The sequence below is a fragment of the Lentzea sp. NEAU-D7 genome (genome assembly GCF_026242055.1).
In the GTDB taxonomy this organism is placed as follows: domain Bacteria; phylum Actinomycetota; class Actinomycetes; order Mycobacteriales; family Pseudonocardiaceae; genus Lentzea.
In genome coordinates, this window is record NZ_JAPJDL010000002.1 from 13,403 (window position 1) to 33,727 (window position 20,325).

The following is a 20,325-nucleotide window of genomic DNA, read 5'->3' on the forward strand; positions in this document are numbered from 1 at the left end:
AGAACGTGTTCTAGCTGAACGTACACGATTCTGGACAACGTTCAACAGACGCCGAGCGTGCGCAGCCGGGCCACCACGGCGTCGGCGGCGGCCTGCGGGCTCAACGTCGTCGTGTCGAGCCGCACCTCGGGTTCCAGCGGTGGTTCGTAGGGCGAGTCGATGCCGGTGAAGTTCGCCAGCTCACCCCTGCGGGCCTTGCGGTAGAGGCCTTTCGGGTCTCGTGCCTCGGCCACGGCCAGCGGGGTGTCCACGAAGACCTCGCAGAACTCGTTCTCGCCGACCAGGTCCCGCGCCAGCGCCCGCTCGGCCCGGAACGGTGAGATGAACGAGACCAGCACGATCAGCCCGGCGTCGACCATCAGCGCGGCTACCTCGGCGATGCGCCGGATGTTCTCGACGCGGTCGGCGTCGGTGAACCCGAGGTCGGAGTTGAGCCCGTGCCGCACGTTGTCGCCGTCGAGCAGGAACGTGTGCCTGCCCTCGGCGTGCAGCACCTTCTCGACCAGGTCGGCGATCGTGGACTTGCCCGCGCCGGACAACCCCGTCAGCCACACCACGCACGGACGATGCCCGTTGCGCGCGATCCGGGCCTGCTTGTCGACGGTGAGCGTCTGCCAGCGCACGTTCGCCGGGCGCAGTGCGAAGTCGATCATCCCGGCGCCGACCGTGGCGTTGGAGAGCCGGTCGAGCACCACGAACGAGCCGAGATCGCGGTTCGCGCGGTAGGTCTCGAACGGCACTGGCGCGTCGAAGTGCACGTTGTCGACGCCGATCTCGTTGAGCGCCAACGCCTTGGTGGCCGTGAAGCCGACCGTGCGCGCGCCGATCTTCGCCAGGTACTGCCGGCCGGGCAGCAGTCCGTTCTCGTGCAGCCACACCAGCCGCGCCTGGAACGAGTCCGCGCTGCGCGGCGGGTCCTGCGCGTCGCCCAGGACGTCACCCCGGCTGGCGTCCACGTCGTCCGCCAGCACCACGGTGACCGACGATCCGGCCGGCGCCTCGTCCAGGTCGCCGTCCATGGTGACGATCCGCGCCACGCTGGTGGTCCGGTTGCCGAGACCGACCGTCTCGCCTCGCCGGAGCGTCCCGCCCAGCACGCGTCCGGACAGCCCGCGGAACGTCGCGTCCGGCCTGTTCACCCACTGCACGAGGAAACGGGACGCCGCGTCCCGTCTCGTGTGCGGGTCCACCGACTCCAGCCACTGCAGCAGGGTCGGGCCGACGTACCAGGGCGTCAGCTCGCTGCGACCGACCACGTTGACGCCCTCGGTCGCCGACATCGGCACACAGGTGATCTCCGCGAAGTCCAGGTCGGCGGCGAACTCCGCGAACGACGCGCTCACCTCGTCGAACAGCTCCCGCGAGTAGTCCGCGAGATCGAGTTTGTTCACGGCCAGAACCACGTGCCTGATGCCCAGCAACGACACGATGCGCGCGTGCCGGCGCGTCTGGCTGAGCACGCCCTTGCGGGCGTCGAGCAGCAGGACCGCCGCATCGGCGGTGGACGCGCCGGTGACCATGTTGCGCGTGTACTGCTCGTGCCCGGGGGTGTCCGCGACGATGAACCGCCGCGCCTCGGTGGCGAAGAACCGGTAGGCGACGTCGATCGTGATGCCCTGCTCGCGTTCGGCGGCCAGCCCGTCCACCAGCAGTGCGAAGTCCAGCTCGCCGCCGCGCGTGCCGACCCGGCGCGAGTCCGCCTCCAGGGCCGCGAGGTGGTCGGCGTACAGCAGCTTCGACTCGTACAGCAGCCGCCCGATCAGCGTGCTCTTCCCGTCGTCCACGCTGCCGCAGGTGATGAACCGCAGAAGCTCCATCAGAAGTACCCCTCCCGCTTCTTGCGCTCCATCGACCCGCTCTGGTCGTGGTCGATCACCCGCCCCTGCCGCTCCGACGTCGTCGCGGCCCGCATCTCCTCGACTATCTCCGCGACCGTGCGCGCCTCGCTGCGCACCGCGCCCGTCAGCGGATAGCAGCCGAGCGTCCGGAACCGGATCAGCTCGTGGCGCGGCTCCTCGTGCAACGGCATCCGGTCGTCGTCGACCATGATCAGCGTGCCGTCGCGGTCGACCACCGGGCGCACGGCCGCGAAGTACAGCGGCACAACGGGAATCCGCTCCCGCTCGACGTAGCGCCACACGTCGAGCTCGGTCCAGTTCGACAGCGGGAAGACCCTGATGCTCTCGCCGGGCGCGACCCGCGTGTTGTAGAGCCGCCACAGTTCGGGCCGCTGGTTCTTCGGGTCCCACTGGTGCTGCGCGGTCCGGAACGAGAACACCCTCTCCTTGGCGCGCGAGGCCTCCTCGTCGCGTCGCGCGCCGCCGAAGGCGACGTCGAACCGGTGCTCGTCCAGCGCCTGCCGCAGCCCCTGGGTCTTCCACAGGTCGGTGTGCCGCGCGGAACCGTGGTCGAACGGGTTGATGCCCGCGGCCACGCAGTCCGGGTTGCGGTGCACGATCAGCTCCAGCCCGAGTGAGGCGGCCGTCGCGTCCCGGAACTCGATCATCTCCCGGAACTTCCACGTGGTGTCGACGTGCAACAACGGGAACGGCGGCTTCGACGGGTAGAAGGCCTTGCGCGCCAGGTGGAGCAGCACCGAGCTGTCCTTGCCGATCGAGTACAGCAGCACCGGTCGCTCGCTCTCCGCCACGGCCTCGCGGAAGATGTCGATGCTGTCGGCCTCCAGCTGGTCGAGGTGGTTCACGTGAGCACCCCCGCGAGTTCCGGCCGGCAGATCAGCAGGTCCGGCAGCCAGGGATCGGGCTGGTTGTAGACGAGCGGCCGTCCGTCGGCTCGGGAGGCGTGCAGCCCGGCCGCGCGGGCCACGTGGACGGGTGCGGCCGAGTCCCACTCGTACATGCCGCCCGCGTGCAGGTAGGCGTCCGCCTCGCCGCGCACGACGGCCATCGTCTTCGCGCCCGCGCTGCCCATCGGCACCAGCACGGCGTTGATCGTCTCGGCGATCCGCCGTGCGTGTGCGGGCGGCCGGGTGCGGCTGACCACGATCCGGATCCGCCGGTGCGACACCCTGGGGACGGGCCGGAAAGCGGGCACCGCCACGGCTCCCGCGACGAGCTCGCCGCGCTCCCAGAGCGCCACGTGCACGGCCCAGTCGGTGCGGCCGGGCTCGGAGTACTCGCGGCTGCCGTCCAGCGGATCGATGATCCACACCCGGTCGGCGGCCAGCCTGCGCGGATCGTCGGGTGCCTCCTCCGACAGCACCGAGTCGGCCGGGCGGTGCTCACCCAGCTGTGCGGCCAGGAAGATCTGCGCGACGTGGTCCCCGTCGTGCGGTCTCACGCTGAGCAGCAAACGGCCCGTCTCAGTGACCAGTCGTCTTGCCAGCTCCGCATCGGTCTCCGCCATGCACCCGAGCGTAGCGACCAAACCGAACAACGTTCAATATGCTTCTGAACGTTGTTCAAAGTAGGCTGAACGCCGTGAGCACCGAGCAAACGGCCTGGGGTGACGCGGAGGGCAGGCGGCGCGACATCCTGTCGTCCGCCGAGCTGATCCTCGAGGAGCAGGGCTACGCGGGCCTGACCATGCGCGCGATCGCGGTCGGCGCCGGCGTCAGCTCCGGCACCGTGTACCAGTACTTCTCCGGCAAGGAGGACGTCTTCGCGGCGTTGATGGAACGGCGCCTGGACGAGCTGCAGCGCACTCTCGCCACCGTCGACCGCGGTCTCGGCATCGCGGGCGTGCTGAAGGAGGTCGAGCCGCAGATCACCGAACTGTGGCGGCGGTTCGGCCGGTCGGCCGCGCAGTGGGAGGCCAAGGTGCTCTCCGGCGGCCGCCGGGGCAAGGAGGTCGCCGGATCGGCGCAGGACTACCGCAAGACGCTCAAGGCGCTCGCGAAGGCGTTGACCGAGACCGCCGAGGCGTGCGGCCAGGAGCTGATCGACGATCCCGCGCTGCCGCACTGGGTCTGGGACTCGCTGATCGGCCTGGCGGACGACCTGCTGCTGCAGGGCGCCCGCATCAACCGGGTCAAGCCGGCTCAGCTGGTCGAGTTCGCCACCGGTGCGATCGAGCGGGGGATCATCGCCCGCTGACGGGCTGGTCGTAGCGCCGCCGGATGCTCGTGCCGAGGACGCTGACGTCGGCCCCGTAGACGTGGATCGAGATCGCCACGGAGCTGGAGTTGTTGCACACCTTGTGGATGTCGCCCGGAGGCACCAGGTAGGACGCCACGCCCTCCGGGGTTTTGTTGACCCGCAACGGGATCAGCCGATCGCCGTGCAGCCGGTAGGTGGTCTCCTCCTCCTCGCCGACGTACGTGCCGACGACGCACCACGAGACGTGGTCGTGGATGCAGGTCTCCTGACCCGGCAGCCACACCAGTGCGACGACCGAGAAACTCCCGTCCGGCTCGACGTGCAGGACGTGCTGGCGGTAGGCGTTCGGGTCGGGTTCCCGCTGCGCCGCGCTCAGCAGGAACGGGTCGGTGAGGTGGCCCTCCAGGGTCCGCGCCACCCGAGCGGCGACGGCCCCGTCGTCGCCACCACCGGCGATCGCGGCCCGGAGCGAGCCCACCAGAAGCGTGGCCGTGGGGGAGAGCAGGCTGTGCGTCATGAGCGGGTCCTCCTCTGAGGAAAGCGGAGATCAGCCGATCAACACCGTGCCGGTCAGCACCAGGACGACGATCACCGTGGTCGAGAGCAGGCCCAGCAGCAGCACCGCCGGGCCGGAGCGAATGAGGGAACGCAGGCGCACCGCCGTGCCGAGCGCGAACATGCCCGCAGCCAGCAGCACGGTGTCCACGAACGTCGCCGCCGACAGCACGACGTCGGGCAGCAGGCCGGTCGCCCGCACCGCCGCCATCGCGAGGAAACCGAGCACGAACAACGGCACGATCGGCGGGCGCTGCCCGGACGCCGGGTACTTGAGGCGCTCGGCGAAGCTGACGGCGGCGAGCATCGGCGCGAGCAGCACGACCCGCGTCAGCTTCACCGCGACGGCGATGGCCAGAGCGCCGGTGACAGGTCCGGCGGCGGCCACGACCTGCGCGACCTCGTGCACGCTGCCGCCCGCCCACACCCCGTACTGCGCGGGCGTGAGGCCGGTCGGCCCGAACAGCGCGGGCAGGCCGAACATCGCGACGGTGCCGAAGAGCGTGACCAGGCCGAGCGCCTTCGCCACGTCCTCCTCGTCCTGCCGGCGGACGCTGTTCATCGCGGCCACCGCGGACGCGCCGCAGATCGAGAACCCGGTCGCGATGAGCAACGACAGGCCCTCGCTCACCCCGAGCACCCGCCCGAGCCAGCGCGTCACGACGAACGTGACGACCACGGCGACCACCGCGAGCACCAGGATCTCGTAGCCGAGCTTCAGCACGTCCTGGAACACGAGCTTCAACCCGAGCAGCACGACACCCAGGCGCAGCAGGCGGCGTCCGGCGAACTTCATCCCCGGGGCGACCGACGGCGGCAGCGTCACGACGTTCGCCACGACGGCGCCGAGCAGCACCGCGACGGTGAGCGCGCTGACCGAGGGCTGCAGCCAGGACACGACCATCGCGACCGCGACACCGGCCGCGACCAGCGCGAGGCCGGGCAACACCGAGTCGGCCGTGCGCGGAGTCGTCCTGACGATGCCCATACCGACAACGATGGCCAGCACGGGCTATGCGCAGTAGATGACCATTTCTTGGAGGCCTATAAGGCGCGCTTATGCCTTGGCCGACGCGGAGATCAGCGCGTCCACGGTCGCGCGCATGATCGGCAGCCGGATGAGGTCCGGCCAGGTGTAGAGCGCGGTGAGCCGTTGCGCCGCGGACTCCACCTCCACCGCGGTCAGACCGGGGTGCTGCAGGAACGACAGCAGCAGCCTGGGCACCAGCGCGACGCCCAGACCAGCGGTGACGAGACTCTGGATGGCCAGGTTGTCGTCGGTCGAGCAGGTGATGTCCGGGACGAACCCGGCCGCCCCGCACGCCTGGTGCAACGCGCGCTGGCAGCGCACGCAACCGGCGATCCAGCGTTCCTCCGCCGCCTCGGCCAGCGACACCCGCTCACGCCCGGCGAGCCGGTGACCGGTGGGCACGAGCAACGCCAGCGGCTCCCGCAGCAACGGCACGCTCAGCATGCCGTTCACGGTGGCCTCGTCCTGCGGTTCGTCGAGGTAGCTGAAGCTCAGCACCAGGTCGACCTCGCCGCGCCGCAGCAGTGCGAACGAGTCCGGCGGCTCCTCCTCGACCAGTTCGAGCCGCAGCTGAGGCCGTTCCTCGGCCAGGATCGCCGCCGCCGCGGGCACGAGTGACACGTTGGCGCTCGGGAACGCGCAGATCCGGATCGTGCCGATGTCGTGCGTGGCTATCGCGCTGACCTGCTGGTGGGTCGTGGCCAGCCGGTCCAGCAGGTCCGACCCGCGTTCCGCCAGGATCCGGCCGGCCTCGGTGAGGTGCAGCCCCCGGCCCGTCCGCACGAACAGCGGCCCGCCCACCTGCCGCTCCAGCGCGCGCATCTGCTGGCTGACGGCGGGCTGGGAGCAGTGCAGCAGGCGCGCGGCGGCGCTGAACGAGCCGGTCTTCGCCACGGTGGCGAAGACCTCGAGCTGGCGGGTGTCGAACACCCTCGCACTGTAGGGCTCTATTTCCCGGTGACGAGCGAGTCGAGCGTCGCGCCGTTGTGCTCACCGCAGTGCCGCCGGGAGGCGTCGAGCGTCGTCGGCTTGTCCGCCTCGGCGGGTGTGCCGACCTGCCCGAAGAGCCGTCTGAGCAGCTCGACCTGTTCGTCGGCGCCCGCACGGAGGAAGTCGCCGCAGCTGGACTTGACGGTGAGCCGGCCGTCCGAGGGCATCAGGTCCACCGGCCCGAGGACGAACAGGAACGCGATGATGACCGCGAGTCCGAACCCGATGACCGCGCCGCTGGCGGAGCTCTTGCGCGGGGCGAGCCAGTTCTGGGCCTGCTCGACGAACGGCTCGGCGGGGGAGAGGTCGGTGTCGATCCAGAACTCGAGGCTGTCGCCGCCGGTCACGTCGAACTGGACGTGCCCGGCGGCGAGCATGATGCGCACGATCTGCCCGCGGTCGTACGAACCCGACCAGAACGGCTCCGGCCGCACGAGCACCAGCCGGTCGGGCAGCAGGAACACGACGTCGCGCTCGCCCCTGGCCAGGCGCTCGGTCTGGCCGGGACCGACGATCGTGCCTGCCAGCCGGGCCATCACGAGGGCGTGTTCGTGCTCGTCGAGGGCCTCGGCGGCCGCCGACCACAGATCGGGTTCCACGTCACTGCTATCGCTGCAGGCAGGGACGTTAGTTAGCCGTGGCCGCCGAGGTTCCTCCGAATGCCGTTCTAGAAGGTCAGCTTCCAGGAGTTGATGTAGCCGACGTCCTGCGCCGCGACGTCCTTGACCTGCAGTTTCCAGGTCCCGTTCGCCACCTCGCTCGACGCGTTGACCGTGTAGGTCGCGACGAGGTTGTCGGCGGAATCACTGCTGGAGCCCTTGAGCCGGTACGCCGTGCCGTCCGGGGCGACCAGGTCGACGACCAGGTCACCTCGGTAGGTGTGCACGATGTTGACGTCGACCTTCAGCGTGGCCGGGGCGTTGCCCGTGACGCCGGAGACCGTGACGGAGCTGGTCACGGCCGCGCCGTTGTCCGGGATCTGCACGTCGGCGGTGTTCTCGAACTCCTTGCCGCCGGGCGGGGTGCCGCCGACCGCCGCCAGCGCGTCCACGCGGCCCTCACCGAAGAAGTTGTTCTTCGCCGTGGTGCCGCTGCACCGGCTGTCGGTGCAGTTGAGGTCGTCCGCCTGGGTCGCCAGCAGCGTGCGCAGCTGGGCAGGGGTGGCGGTGGGGTTGGCCGACTTGAGCAGCGCGGCGACGCCCGCGACGTGCGGGGACGCCATCGACGTGCCGGACTTGGTACCGAAGCGGCCACCGGGCACCGTGGAGTAGACGCTGTCGCCGGGCGCCGCGATGTGGATCTTGTCGGTGCCGTAGTTGGAGAACGACGACTTGCTGTTCGTCGAGCTGATCGACGCGACGCTGACGACGCCGGCGACCTCGGTCGGAACGCTCAGGCACGCGTTGGTGACGGTGCGCTGCGCGGGCGTGGAGTCGTTGGGGCTGGTCGAGTCGCTGCTCTTGTTCGCGAGGTTGTAGTTCTCGTTGCCCGCCGCCGCGACGTTGAGCACGCCCTTGCCCTCGGCGTAGGCCACCGCGCGCTTCACGCCTTCGAGGATCGCGTCCTGGTCGGCGTTGTCCGGGCAGTTGAACAGCCACGGGTCGGTGTAGTAGCTGTTGTTGGTCACCTCGAAGCCGCGGTCACCCGAGAAGACCATGGCGCAGATCGTGTTCTCGGGGAAGAACAACCCGGACGGCTTCTCGGCGATGCGCACCGAGGCGATCTTCACGTTGGGAGCGACACCGACCATGCCGCTGCCGTTCTTGGCCGCCGCGATCGTGCCGGCCACGTGAGTGCCGTGAGTGTCGCTGTCACGCCATGAACCGGTACGCGTGTCGAGCTTGCCGTAGGCGCAGGAGGCGGAGTTGGCGGTGTCGAAGTTCGGCTTCAGGTCGGGGTGCAGGTCGTCGACACCCGTGTCGAGCACGCCGACCGTGACGTCGCGCGACCCCGTGTTGACCAGCCAAGCCTTGTCGGCGCCGATCTGGCTCATGTCCGCGCGCAGCGGTTCAGTGGTCGGTTGCGCGGCCTGCGACGGCGCCGCGGGAACCGGCGGATTCGCCGCCTCGGCCGGGATGTCGCTGGTGCGCGTGGCACCGACCTTCTGCACACCGCTGACGGTGCGCATCTTGCTGGCGAAGTCAGCGGCGCCCGAGTGCGCGACGATGACACCGATGGCGTCGTACTTCGTCCACACAGTGCCACCGTTGGTGCTCACAGCCGTCTCGGCGCCGGAAGTGGCACCGGGCGCCGTGATGACGAGATAGGCACGCGTACCCGCGGCGGGTGCGGCAGCGGCGGGGGTGGCCGCCACCAGCACACCGGCGCCCACGGCCGCGGCGATGACCGCGGCGCGCAGACGAGATCGTGAACCCAGGAACACGGATTCCTCCAACTCCTAAGCGGGCGATGCCCGCGCACTTCGCGCGGGTGCAGGGGCCCGTCGAAGTCCTTAGAGGAGTTTGAAGGGCGTTCGGGACGCGGCAACTCGAAGATGCCCCGTTCGGCTCACTACGAACGTCGCACGTCAGGCGTGGGCCGCCGGGTCGTTCGGGGCCGGGCGAAACTGGCGGATTAAGCTTCGTGGCGATGGTTGCACCAGAGCCGGACGCGTTCACGGCGTTCATCGCCTACACCCACGATTCACAGCAGCACAAGGATGACGTGCTCGCCCTTGCGACGCTGCTGGTGCACAACGGCGTCCAAGTCGAGCTCGACCAGTGGGCCGAGGGGCGGCGGCAGGACTGGTACGCCTGGGCGCTCGAACACATCCCCGCTTCGGACTACACGATCATCGTCGCGTCGCCGCAGTGCAAGATCGTCGGCGACGGACGAGGCCCTGCCACGGAGAACCGCGGCGCGCGAGCCGAGATGGCCGTGATCCGCGATCTCCTCCAGGACGATCGTGCGAAGTGGCTGCCGAGGCTGCTGCCGGTCGTCCTGCCAGGGCGTGACGTGGCCGAGATTCCGCTGTTCCTGCAGCCTCGCGCGGCTGATCACTACCTGGTCGAGCTGACGAACGAGGGCATCGAAGACCTGCTCCGCACAATCTACGGGGAGCCGCGAGTTCTCCGTCCGGCTCTCGGGCAGCGGCCTGTCTTCTCCCAGCGGGTTCCCGGTGCGGTTGCGCCCCCTCCTCGGACAGCCGAGCCGTCGTGGCAGGTTCTGCCTGACCCGGTCGAAGTTCTGTGGCGCAAGGACCTTGAAGCCTTGGCGAGGTCGTGGCCAAGCCAGTGGCCGGGCACGCTCGAGGTGCATCTGGTTCCGGTTGCCAACGCCAGGATCTCGATGAGTCAACTGCGCAGCCTTGAACACCGGTTGCCGGTGTACGTGGCTGAGCGGGGGATCCTCAATCTGCATGCTGATGTCGACACCTTCTCCGGAGAGGAGGTCGTCCGGGTTTCGTCGCGAGATCCGTTCCGCACGGACGGTGGCGGCATGGCGGTGCTGAGGAGCGGCCAGCGTTCGGCGTGGATGGCCTTGCCGCGAGGACAGATCGGCGAGGTGCTGATTCGCGACGACGTCGTGCGCAAGATCCAGCTCATGCTGTCTGCGCTCGCGGAACTCGGTCCTGGTCTCCCCGAGGTGGTGGTGCCGACTGTTGGCATCGATCCGGTCGGTCTTGTCCGACGAGGCGAGGTCCACGACCTCACCAGCAATCATGCGAGCATGCCGATGAGCGGATCGTCCGTGGTCAGGCTTCGTGCCGACCAGGCCGTGAGTTCGGCAGACCTCGTCGCGATGACCGGCCAGATCGCGGTCGAGCTGGCCGAACAGCTGCTCGCGAAGTTCCCGGCGCCCGATCGTTGAACCCGCAGTGCACGTCCGGCGGTGTGCCTACCAGGCCCACCTGTGTTGTCGTGATCACCGTGGCGGTGGCGGGGGGTGGCTCATGACGACGCGCAACGTGGTGACGGGGACGGCGTCCGGCGTCGTCGTGCAGGCCGGGACGATCACCGGCGACCTGCACCTGCACGCGGCACCCGGTGAGCATTCGGTGGTGCCGAAGCAGCTTCCGCCTGTGCCGAGGGGCTTCACCGGACGCGAGGACGTGCTCGTGGCGCTCGACGCGGCGGCGGAGGGTGGCTCCGGCACGTTGCCGCTGGTGGTCCTGTCCGGCATGGGCGGGGTGGGGAAGACGACCGTCGCCGTGTGCTGGGCGCACAAGGCGATGGAGGACTTCCCCGACGGGCAGTTGTACGTCGACCTGTCCGGGTACGGGGTGGGCGTGCCGGTGACGCCCGGTGAGGCGCTGGGTGCGTTCCTGCGGGCGCTCGGGGTGCCGGCGGAGACCATTCCGGCCGAGGTGGCCGAGCGGACCGCGATGTTCCGGTCGCTGGTGAGCGGGCGGCGGCTGTTGTTGTTGCTGGACAACGCCCGCTCCGAGGACCAGGTGCGGCCGTTGCTGCCCGGTACGGGGTCGTGCGCCGTGGTGATCACCAGCCGGGCGAAGCTGACCGGCCTCGTCGTGGACCACGGCGCCGAGCAGGTGCGGCTGGACGTGTTCAGCGAGCAGGAAGCCCTGGAGGCGCTGCACACGTTGATCGGGCCGCGGCTGCGGGCCGAACCCGCGGCCGCGGTGGACCTGGCACGGCGGTGCGCGTACCTCCCGCTGGCCCTGCGGATCGCGTCCGGGCTGGTGCTGAACTCGCACGACGTGACGGTCGCCGAACTCGCCGAGGAGCTCGCCGACGAGCAGGTGCGGCTGGACGTGCTCGACACCGGGGACGACCCGCGCACCGCGGTGCGTTCGGTGTTCTCCTGGTCCTACCGCCAGCTGCCCGCGGACGCGGCGCGGCTGTTCCGGCTGCTCGGCCTCGCGCCGGGCAGGGAGTTCGACAAGCGCGCGCTGGCCGCCTTGCTGGACGTCCCGGTCACGGCGGCGAGCCGGACCGCCGGTGCGCTGGCGCGGGCACGGCTCGTGCGCGAACGGTCGCAGGGCCGCGTCGAGATGCACGACCTGCTGCGGGTCTACGCGGCGGAGCTGGCGCGGCAGGAGGACACCGACGGCGACCAGGCCATGACGCGCTACTTCGACCACCACCTGCACACGGCGGAACTGGCGGACCGCCTGCTCACCCCGCACCGCTACCGCCTCACCCTCGACGGCACGCCGCGGCACACCCCGAACTTCGCCACCCGCGAGGAGGCGCTCGCCTGGCTGAACGCGGGCCGGGAGGCCTTCGTCGGGCTGCTCCGCGCCGGCGACCCGGAACTCGACGGGCGGCGGTGGCAGCTCGCCTACACGTTGCGCGGGTTCTTCTTCCTCACCAAGGACTGGGACGCGTGGATCGACACGCACGAACTGGCGCTCGCCGCGACCCTGCGGCTCGGTGACGGCCGCGCCGAGGCGTTGACGCACAACAACCTCGGCATGGCCCTGCTCGAACGCGGCGACGGCGAGGCCGCCGAGCCGCACTTCGTCCGCGCGCGGGAACTGTTCGAAGAGGCGGGCGACCTGCGTGGCGTGAGCAACGCCCTCGGCAACGAGGCGTGGGTCCTGCACCAGCGCCAGAAGCACGCCGAGGCACTGGAGGTCGCCGCACAGGCGCTGGAGAACTACCGGCAGCTCGGCGCGCACCTCAACGCGGGCATCACGTTGCGCGGCATGGCGACCTTCGCGGCCAAGCTGTCCCTGTTCGAGCAGGCGAGGGAACACCTGGCCGAGGCGATGGAGCTGTTCGCCGCGCCCGGCGCCGAACTGGACGTGCTGATGGCACTCAACTCCCTGGGGGAGGTGCACAACGAGGCGGGCGAACCGGGAGAGGCCGCGGGTGCCCACCGGCGAGCACTCACGCTGGCGCGGCAGCTGGGAAGCGACTACGAACTGGCGCGTGCGCACTTCGGCCTCGGCAGATCGGCGCTGGCCACGGGGGACAACACCGCGGCACGGCAGGAGATGCTGCGGGCGCAGGAGCTCTACGCCGGGCTCGGTGCGCAGGAGGCCTACGACGCCGAGAAGTTCATCGATCTGATCCCCGGCGACGCCGAGTGAGGCGCGGGGAAGTGGACACGACCCCGGCTCGATGAGCCATCCGTTCGGGTGATGTGGATGCAGGACTGGACAACGAGCCGGAGGGCGCCGTGATCAACGGGGCTAAACTCCACGCCCGTTGGCGTGCCGGAGGTGTGATGGGTGTCCCCGCCGAACAGCTCGTGAACGAGCTGAAGGCTCTGCGCAAAGGCCTTGGCGTCGAGACGGACGACATCGGGGCGCGGGTGGGGCGCGCCCTGCAACGGGTGTGCGGTGTCGAGGACGGCGACACCGGCGAGCGCGTCCGCCGCAAGGTGCGCGACCAGCTGAACGCGCTGATCGACCAGTGCCACCCGGAGCAGCAGAACCTGCTGCGGGCGGCACTCGGGCTCGACTCCGCCGCACCGCGGATGTACCAGGAGCGGATCAAGGAGATCGCGGAGACGGCGTTCGTCGACCCGCGGACCGTCCAGCGCAGGATCGACAGCGCCCTCGTCCGGCTCACCCAGCTCGCGCTCGAGACGCGGCGGCTGGTGGACGTGCGCAAGCGCCCTCCCTGGCACACCCTCGACCTGCGGGTCGTGATGAGCTTCGACCTGCGGGTGCCCGAGGTGTACGAGACCCGCCGGATCGTCGCAGGGCAGGACGGTGTCGAGGAGGTCGAGGTCGGCCTGACGCTGACCCCGCCCCCGGACTGGACCGGCTCCGGCAGCATCGAGGACCTGGGCGTCGACCTGCTCTACGGCGGTGAGCTCAGCGACGGGATCATGAAGGCGCGCAACCGCATCGGGTTCGTGCTGCGGCTGCCCGAGCCGCTGGCCCGGGGCGACGAGCACGAGTACGCGTTCCGCGTGAAGGTGCCGGTGGAACGCGGCATCGCCCCGCACTACGTGTGCACCCCGCGCTACCAGTGCGACAGGTTCTCCCTGCACGTCCGCTTCGGCGCGGCGCTGCGCCCGCAGCGGGTGTGGCGGCTGACCGGCGTTCCCCCGCTGGAACTGGACGATCCGGTGTGGACCGGCGACCTCGTCGAACCGAACAGGTTCGGCGAGGTGCACACGAGCTTCGACGACCTGGAACCGCAGCTGTCCTACGGTTTCGGGTGGGGCACCGATCAGCCCTGACGGACCCTGCGCACCCGGCGTCCCAGCCCGTACAGCGGCAGGAGCGTCATGCCGAGCAACACCGAGGCGGAGAGCGCCAGGGACTCGGGTTCGTGCTCCCACAACGAGTCCTTCGGCGACGGCGACGCGCGTTCGGTCAGGCCGACCACGGACGCGCCGGCGGCGTAACCCCACCGGCTCGGCGCCGACCAGGAGAGCTGTTCCAGCACCGGGCGGTCCGCCACCGGGATCATCCCGCCGCACAGCACGAGTTGCAGCATCACCGTCACGACGAGCACGGGCATCACCTGCTCGGCGCTGCGGACCACCGCCGAGGCGAACAACGCGATGGCGGCCGACGCGAACGCGGTGCACCACAGGGCGAGGCCGAGTTCGAGCACGGCGTGGTGCAGCACCACCGGGTCGTCCGGACCGGGTTTGACCCGGACGGCGACCGCGACCAGCACGGCGGCCTGGACCGCGCTGACGATCCCGAAGACCACCGCCTTGCTCAGCGTGTAAGCCCGAGGGGCGAGGCCGGCGGCTCGTTCGCGCGCGAGGATCGCCCGCTCCGCCACCACCTCGCGGGCCGCGCCCGCGCCGCCCGCGAACGCGGCGCCGACGAAGAGCAGCACCAGGACCTGCGCCGCCTCCTGGGGTTCCGCGGCGTCGGGAGGCCCGAGGCCTCCGGTTCCGGGGACGACGAGTGCGAGAAGCCCCAGCACCACCGGGAGCAGCAGCAGGAACAACGCGTAGCCGGGATCGGCCGCGATGAGCCGGAAGTGCCGTGACACCAGCGTCACCGCCTGGTGCGACCACGGACGCGCGATCGTGTGAGGAGCCGCGGCGGGACGGGGCGGCGCCGGTTCGGACGGTGTCGCCGCAGCCGCGGGCGGGTGCAGCAGGACGGCCTCGTACACGTCGGCCCAGTCGTGGGTGCCGAAGTGGCTGAAGAGCTCAGCCGGCGGCCCCGAGTACACCGGCACGCCACCGGGGGCGAGCAGGAGGATCCGGTCGCACAGGTCGAGGCACGAGAGGTTGTGCGTGACCACGACGACCGCCCGCCCCGCGTTCGCGATCTTCCGCAGCCCGGACATGACCTGCCGGTCCAGAGCGGGATCGAGTCCCGACGTCGGCTCGTCCAGCAGGAGCAGCGGTGGTTCGGTGATCAGTTCCAGCGCGATCGACACCCGCTTGCGCTGGCCGCCCGACATCTTGCTGAGCCGGGTGGCCCTGTGAGCGTCCATGTCCACTTCGGACAAGGCCTGTCCCACGCGGGTGTGCCGCTCGCCACGCGATGTGTCGGGAGGCAGGCGCAGGCGTGCCGCGTAGTGCATCGCGTGCCGTGCGGTGAGCTTCGTGTGCAGGACGTCCTCCTGCGGCACCACGCCGATGCGGCACCGCACCTCGTCACCGCCCGCGTGCACGTCGTGGCCGTCGAACGTGACGGTGCCACTGCTCGGAACCAGTTGCCCTGTCAGCACTTTGAGGAACGTCGACTTGCCGGCACCGGAAGGGCCGATCACCGCGACGAGCTCGCCCGGACCGACGTCGAGGTCCACACCGGACAGCAAGCGCTTCCCGCCCGGCAGCTGGTGCTCGACGTCCCGCACGACGAGCCGGTGGGCGCCCGCCGCGGGGGAGAAGCCGTCCTCCGTGACGGCGACGTCCGTGGCGCCGAACGTGAGCACGGCGCCAGGGGAGACCAGCTCGTCACCGACCGGAAGCCCGTGGTGCAGCACGGGGTTGATGCCGAGCGGTGTGATCCGCCACCCCGCACCCTCCCTCGTCGCGACCGCGTGCCGGCGTGACGCCAGCGGGTCGTCCAGCACCACGTCGTTGTCCGCCGCTCGCCCGATGCTGACCGAACCGGTGCCGCGGTCCCGCAGCGACACCTCGCAACTGCTCGACAGCAGCACCTTCACCGCGCCGCGGAGGCGGTGCTCGCGGACCGGCTGGTCGCCGATCCGCGTACCGCCGGTGCTGTCGTCGTCGTGCAGCACCCAGCCGTTGTCGTAACCGATCCGCAGGTGCACGCGGGACACCCGCGGATCGTCGAGCACGACGTCGCACTCCTTGCCGCGCCCGATCACCAGGCCGGTGCCCGCCGGGAACGTCCACGTGCGACCGCCGGAGCTGACCTCGAGCACGGTCTACCTCGTCGTCGTGGTGGTAGTGGTGGTCGCGCTTCGGGTGGAGGTCGGCGGCAGGCCGGAGGTCGGCACCTCGCCGGCGACGCCGAGCAGCTTGGCCTCACCGAGCACCCAGGCGTTCGCGGTGTAGCAGGTCTCCCGGTTGCGGAGTGGCTGCCACTGGATCTTCAGTCTGAGCACCTTGGTGACGTCCACGTCGAAGTCCACCACCTCGCCGAGCTTGACCGTGGCCGTCTTGAGCAGCCGGCCCTCGTCGGCGAAGACCTCGAACTGCACCTGAAGTCCGGACGCGGCGGAATCGTTGCTCATGCCCGCCGTCGCCACGAACCGCCGGTAGCCCTGGTTCAGGTTGTACTCCACGCTGTCCTTGCTGGAACAGCCGTCAACCGAGGCGTAGACCGAGTGGGGGTAGGACTTGTCCTTCATCCCGACGACCTCGCCGTCGCTGTCGGTCCACCGCCCGGACGCGGGGGTCAGAGCGTCCAAATAGGTCGTGAAGGCGGGCCGTGCGACGGTGAGCGTGACCTTCTTGCCCACCGCGCCACCGGGTTCCGGGTCCTGCTTGGTCACCGTGCCGTCGGGCTTGGTGCTGTCGAAGACCTCTTCGACGACCAGGTCGAGGCTGGCCGGCAGCTCGTCCCGTGCGGCGCCGAGCAGCTTCCCCACGAGGTTGGGCATCTCGCTGAGCTGCGTGACCCTGGTGGACGTCGGCGTGCTGGAGGTGCTCTTCGTCGTCGTGACGGTGACCGACGTCGCGGCGCCGTCATCACCTGAGCTGCTCGTGTTGACCGGTTTCTCGCTGCTCGACGCGAACAGGTACGTGCCGGTGGCGGCGACGGCCGCGACCACCACGATCGCCCCGGCCACTCGCAGCTTGCGCATGATCGATCTCCTCGCGGGAGGCGGCGTGGCGGAACGGGGAAAGGCACCGGGCAGCAACGTTTCCGCCTCGTTGCCCATCGGCCGTCCGGGAGGCGGCACCACCAGGTGCTCCGCCACCGGGGCGTTGCGCTGGTACAGGACCGTCGCGAGCTCGTCCAGCCGGCCCGCGACCACGGCGGCGTCCGGCCGTGCGAGGGGGTTCTTCGACAGCAGCTGGGCGATGACGGCCCAGAGCTCCTCGGTGATGCCGGGAGGCTTGCCCGGCAACAACTGCGCGTGCCCCATGAGGGTCTGCGGGATCGACGGCGACGCGAACGGCGTGACACCACAGGTCAGTTCGTAGAGGACGACGCCCAGCGCGTACACGTCGACGGCGGGGGACACCGGTCCTCCGGCGGCCGTCTCCGGCGCCATGTACTCGACCGTGCCGACCCGCGAGGTGCTGGTGCGCGTGCCCGCGGACGCCACCACCGTCGCGATGCCGAAGTCGGTCAGCTTCGGGACCCGTTCCGCCGTGCTGGAGTCCATCAGGACGTTCTCCGGCTTGACGTCCCCGTGCACGATCCCGCGAGCGTGGGCCGAGGCCAGCGCCCTGGCGACGCCGGCACCGATCCGCGCGACCTCGGACGGCAGCAGGCGCCCGGCCGCTTCCAGCACCTGCCTCAGGTCACCGCCGGGCACCAGGTCCATGACGAACGCGACGGTCTCGCCCTCGACGACCAGGTCGTGCACCCGGACGAGGTTCGGTCCCTCCAGCTTCTGCAGGATGGCCCACTCCTGGTGGAACCGCGCGATGATCCCGCTGTCGTCGCTGAGGTCGCTGCGCAGCTTCTTGACCGCGAACTCGCGCCCGTCGACGTGCCTGCCCAGGTACACCCGCCCCATCCGGCCGGCGCCGATCTGCTCACCCAGGCGGTAGTTGCTGCCGAGAGGTTGTTCGTCCATGTCCGTGGATTCCCGTCATTGCGAGTTGTTCCTGCCGCGTTCGTTCTCCGCCGCTGCCCGAATGGCGCGCACGGTATCGGCGAACGGGATGCCGGAACCGGCGAAGAACACATCCTGAACGACCATCGTGAAGTCGTCTTCGAGCGTTACGAATAAAAGGGCGTGGTTGTTGAGTCGTGTCCTCGGGTGCGGAAGAGGACAAATAGTGGACAGAATATTCGGGGCGTCGGGCACAATAATGCCAGTCGAATTCGAATATCACGCCCTGGTCAGTTCTTCGCGTGCCCGTGCCTCCCACACGACCACCGGGACGAGGTCCGCGTAGTGCTCGGCCGCCTGCGCCCACCACACGGCCGCCCCGTCGTGGTCGCCCGCGCGTCCGGCCAGGTTGCCCAGCCCCGTCAGCGCACGGGCGCGCTCGTACCCGTTGTCCGCCAGCTCGGCCAGGTCGGCGGCTTCGGCGTACAGGTCCCGCGCCCTGGCCGCGGCCCCCGCGCGGTACTCGACCCAGGCGAGGCAGTTGATGCCCCTGACCACGTCGATCGGCGCCGCCGCCGATCGACGGGCCTCCGTCGCGTGCGCGCGGGCCTCGTCGAACCTGTCCAGGCAGGTCAGCGCGAACGCGATGCCGCGCAGCGTGATGACCGTGTTGCGGTCCCGTCCGGTCCGCCGGTACTCGGCGAGAGCGGCGGTGAGCCCCTCCAGCGACGCCGGGACCTCGTCCTGGTGCATCCGGGCCCAGGCCAGGCTGGCCGAGGCGTCGACCGCGCCCGGCTTGTCGCCCGCCTCGACGAACGACCTGAGCGCCCGCTCGTGGCAGTCGACGGACTCCGCCACCTGCCCCATCTCCAGCCGGGCCATGCCGATCCCGTTGAGCACCCTGCCCGTGGCGGCCGGATCACCCGCCGCGGCGGTCAGCGCGGCCAGGTGCATGTGGATCCACGAGTCGTACAGCTTCTCCTGGAAGAAGAAGCCCCTCACCGCGAGAGCGAGCTGCCAGCAGCGCCGGTCGGTCACCAGGTCGGTCAGCCGGACGAGCGTCGGCCACTGCGACCGCATCCACGCCAGCGCGCCGGCCGCGTCCTCGAACGGGGCTTCCGAGTGCAGGGTCGCCTCGATCGCGGGGCGGTGACGTGCCGGTTCGAGCAGCTTGTCGGCGGCGATCGCGGCGGCCAGGTAGTGGTCGGTGAGCCGGTCGAACGCGAGGCGGGACACCTCGTCCGCCGGGCGCACGTGCTGCATGGCGTAGGTGTGCACGAGGTCGTGCAGGCGCACCTGCTCGTCCTCCGACCTGGAGACCAGGTGGGCCTCGTGCAGGCCGTCGAGCAGCAGGTCGGTGTCTCCCGGAGCGAGCCCCGCGACCGCCTGGACCGACGGCACCGGCATGGTCGTGCTGGGGTGGTTCGCCATCAGCCCGAGCAGCTCGCGCTGCTCGGGAGGCAGCAGGTCGCAGGTGATGGCGAGCGCGGCGCTGACGCCCCGCTCGGTCTCCTCGAGGTAGGTGAGCTTGGTCGAGCGGTCGGCCAGCCGTTGCAGGAACCGCCGGGCGCTCCAGCCGCCGCGCAGGATCCTGGCCGCGGCGATCCGGATCGCGAGCGGCAGGTGCCCGCAGTGCGCGACGATCGCGGCCGCGTCCGGCTCGTCGACCGTGGTCGTGCCGTGCATCAACGACTGGAACAGGCGCAACGCCTCCGCGGGGGACAGCGCGTCGATGTCGAGGTGCCAGGCGTCGTCCAGCGCCGGCAGCCGCCACCGGCTGGTGATGATCACCCGGCTGCGGCCCTCCGCGGGCAGCAGCGGCCGCACCTGGCCGGCGTGCCGCACGTTGTCCAGCACGACCAGCACGTCCCGGTTGCGCAGCGTGTCGCGCAGCAGGTTGACGCGGCCGTCCGGGTCCGCCGGGATGAGGTCGTGCGTCGTGTCGAGCGACTGCAGCAGGTGGTAGGCCGTTTCCGCGGGTGACTGCGGGTGCATGCCGGGGCTGTGCCCGCGCAGGTCGAACAGCAGGCACCCGTCCAGGAAGGAGTCCGCGGCCGTCCGGGCCGCGGCCACGGCGAGCGCCGTCTTGCCCGATCCCGCCATGCCGCTGATGACGGCGACCCTGATGTTCTGGCGCTCGCCGAGCACCGCGCCCAGGGCGGTGAGCTCGGGGCCGCGTCCGACGAAGTGGGGTGTGTGCGCGGGCAGGCCCATGAGGCCGCGGGGCTTGCGCCGGGCCGGTTGGGCGTCCGCGATGGCGATGAGCTCGCCGTTCGCGCCCAGGACCTGGTCGTAGGCGGCGGCGAGTTCGCGGTTCGCCTGGGTGCGGCCGGTTTCGACCTTGCTCAGGTGGCCTTTGGTGAAGTGCACCAGTTTGGCCATCTTGTCCAGTGAGTAGCCGGCCGACTCGCGTCTGCGCCTGAGTTCGGGTCCCAATTCCACCATGCCTGTCGCTCTCTTTTCGAACCGCGAACCGGTGAGGCGGCCTGCGGGCGGGAGGCCCGCAGGTCCGCCGTTCCCGTTCAGCCGAGCAGGGTGCTCAGCACGACGATGATGAAGTGCGTGTGCATGACAGGTCCCTTCAGTCGATTCGGGTTTCAGGTCCTCGCGAGGCGTTTCGCATCGATGTGGAGATCGTGCGAGCCGTCCTGTGCCG

15 protein-coding genes are annotated in these 20,325 nt (G+C 70.4%); 4 read left to right on the forward strand and 11 right to left on the reverse strand.

Annotated features, from left to right (window positions below; translation table 11 throughout):
• Positions 1-41 precede the first annotated feature (41 nt).
• Genes cysC through ORI60_RS03400 form a run of 3 tightly spaced genes read right to left on the reverse strand, consistent with a single transcriptional unit; the run spans position 42 to position 3,366 of the window.
• Positions 42-1,817, reverse strand: a complete 1,776-nt coding sequence (gene cysC, locus ORI60_RS03390) for an adenylyl-sulfate kinase (RefSeq protein ID WP_266034012.1) — start codon at positions 1,815-1,817, stop codon at positions 42-44.
• Positions 1,817-2,704 (reverse strand): sulfate adenylyltransferase subunit CysD, encoded by an 888-nt coding sequence (gene cysD, locus ORI60_RS03395; protein WP_266034015.1) that lies wholly within the window; start codon positions 2,702-2,704, stop codon positions 1,817-1,819. Before cysD ends, cysC begins: the two co-directional genes overlap by 1 nt.
• A complete protein-coding gene (locus ORI60_RS03400) occupies positions 2,701-3,366 on the reverse strand; it encodes a 3'(2'),5'-bisphosphate nucleotidase CysQ (RefSeq protein WP_266034017.1) in 666 nt (221 codons plus the stop codon). Before ORI60_RS03400 ends, cysD begins: the two co-directional genes overlap by 4 nt.
• Positions 3,367-3,440: 74 nt before the next feature.
• Here ORI60_RS03400 and ORI60_RS03405 point away from each other — a divergent pair, with 74 nt between their 5' ends.
• The gene (locus ORI60_RS03405) at positions 3,441-4,055 is read left to right on the forward strand and encodes a TetR/AcrR family transcriptional regulator (protein WP_266034020.1); all 615 of its coding nucleotides are present in this window, start codon (positions 3,441-3,443) and stop codon (positions 4,053-4,055) included.
• Here ORI60_RS03405 and ORI60_RS03410 read toward each other — a convergent pair.
• From ORI60_RS03410 to ORI60_RS03430, 5 genes are all read right to left on the reverse strand, one after another.
• Entirely contained in the window at positions 4,042-4,575 is a 534-nt protein-coding gene (locus ORI60_RS03410; RefSeq protein WP_266034022.1) for a cysteine dioxygenase family protein, read from the reverse strand. The two genes, ORI60_RS03405 and ORI60_RS03410, sit on opposite strands and share 14 nt — an antisense overlap.
• Positions 4,576-4,605: 30 nt before the next feature.
• Complete coding sequence (locus ORI60_RS03415) at positions 4,606-5,601, reverse strand: YeiH family protein (protein WP_266034024.1); 996 nt, start codon at positions 5,599-5,601, stop codon at positions 4,606-4,608.
• 69 nt (positions 5,602-5,670) lie between these two features.
• Positions 5,671-6,573 carry a LysR family transcriptional regulator gene (locus tag ORI60_RS03420; RefSeq protein ID WP_266034027.1) on the reverse strand — a complete coding sequence of 301 codons (903 nt, stop codon included), beginning with the start codon at positions 6,571-6,573 and terminating at the stop codon, positions 5,671-5,673.
• A gap of 17 nt (positions 6,574-6,590) precedes the next feature.
• Entirely contained in the window at positions 6,591-7,232 is a 642-nt protein-coding gene (locus ORI60_RS03425; RefSeq protein ID WP_266034030.1) for a hypothetical protein, read from the reverse strand.
• Between the two features lie 68 nt (positions 7,233-7,300).
• Positions 7,301-9,016: a S8 family peptidase gene (locus ORI60_RS03430; protein ID WP_266034034.1), complete on the reverse strand. Its 1,716-nt coding sequence runs from the start codon at positions 9,014-9,016 to the stop codon at positions 7,301-7,303.
• A gap of 206 nt (positions 9,017-9,222) precedes the next feature.
• Here ORI60_RS03430 and ORI60_RS03435 point away from each other — a divergent pair, with 206 nt between their 5' ends.
• The 3 genes from ORI60_RS03435 to ORI60_RS03445 all read left to right on the forward strand — a co-directional run bounded on the left by ORI60_RS03435 (position 9,223) and on the right by ORI60_RS03445 (position 13,731).
• The gene (locus ORI60_RS03435) at positions 9,223-10,443 is read left to right on the forward strand and encodes an SEFIR domain-containing protein (protein WP_266034036.1); all 1,221 of its coding nucleotides are present in this window, start codon (positions 9,223-9,225) and stop codon (positions 10,441-10,443) included.
• Positions 10,444-10,525: 82 nt separating this feature from the next.
• Entirely contained in the window at positions 10,526-12,628 is a 2,103-nt protein-coding gene (locus tag ORI60_RS03440) for an ATP-binding protein (protein ID WP_266034037.1), read from the forward strand.
• A gap of 137 nt (positions 12,629-12,765) precedes the next feature.
• The gene (locus ORI60_RS03445; RefSeq protein WP_266034039.1) at positions 12,766-13,731 is read left to right on the forward strand and encodes a hypothetical protein; all 966 of its coding nucleotides are present in this window, start codon (positions 12,766-12,768) and stop codon (positions 13,729-13,731) included.
• On the opposite strand, the gene ORI60_RS03450 is transcribed toward ORI60_RS03445, so the two are convergent.
• The 3 genes from ORI60_RS03450 to ORI60_RS03460 form a co-directional block, all read right to left on the reverse strand.
• Complete coding sequence (locus tag ORI60_RS03450) at positions 13,722-15,860, reverse strand: ATP-binding cassette domain-containing protein (protein ID WP_266034041.1); 2,139 nt, start codon at positions 15,858-15,860, stop codon at positions 13,722-13,724. The two genes, ORI60_RS03445 and ORI60_RS03450, sit on opposite strands and share 10 nt — an antisense overlap.
• 3 nt (positions 15,861-15,863) lie before the next feature.
• Positions 15,864-17,690: a protein kinase domain-containing protein gene (locus ORI60_RS03455; protein WP_266034044.1), complete on the reverse strand. Its 1,827-nt coding sequence runs from the start codon at positions 17,688-17,690 to the stop codon at positions 15,864-15,866.
• Between the two features lie 258 nt (positions 17,691-17,948).
• Complete coding sequence (locus ORI60_RS03460) at positions 17,949-20,114, reverse strand: XRE family transcriptional regulator (RefSeq protein ID WP_266034047.1); 2,166 nt, start codon at positions 20,112-20,114, stop codon at positions 17,949-17,951.
• Positions 20,115-20,325 lie beyond the last annotated feature (211 nt).

What these genes read in the sequence shown, in the direction of transcription:
- ORI60_RS03400 (WP_266034017.1), bottom strand. Translation starts at nt 3,366, where the DNA reads ATGGCGGAGACCGATGCGGAGCTGGCAAGACGACTGGTCACTGAGACG.
- ORI60_RS03455 (WP_266034044.1), bottom strand. Translation starts at nt 17,690, where the DNA reads ATGGACGAACAACCTCTCGGCAGCAACTACCGCCTGGGTGAGCAGATC.
- ORI60_RS03410 (WP_266034022.1), bottom strand. Translation starts at nt 4,575, where the DNA reads ATGACGCACAGCCTGCTCTCCCCCACGGCCACGCTTCTGGTGGGCTCG.
- ORI60_RS03435 (WP_266034036.1), top strand. Translation starts at nt 9,223, where the DNA reads ATGGTTGCACCAGAGCCGGACGCGTTCACGGCGTTCATCGCCTACACC.
- ORI60_RS03415 (WP_266034024.1), bottom strand. Translation starts at nt 5,601, where the DNA reads ATGGGCATCGTCAGGACGACTCCGCGCACGGCCGACTCGGTGTTGCCC.
- ORI60_RS03460 (WP_266034047.1), bottom strand. Translation starts at nt 20,114, where the DNA reads ATGGTGGAATTGGGACCCGAACTCAGGCGCAGACGCGAGTCGGCCGGC.
- ORI60_RS03445 (WP_266034039.1), top strand. Translation starts at nt 12,766, where the DNA reads ATGGGTGTCCCCGCCGAACAGCTCGTGAACGAGCTGAAGGCTCTGCGC.
- cysC (WP_266034012.1), bottom strand. Translation starts at nt 1,817, where the DNA reads ATGGAGCTTCTGCGGTTCATCACCTGCGGCAGCGTGGACGACGGGAAG.
- ORI60_RS03440 (WP_266034037.1), top strand. Translation starts at nt 10,526, where the DNA reads ATGACGACGCGCAACGTGGTGACGGGGACGGCGTCCGGCGTCGTCGTG.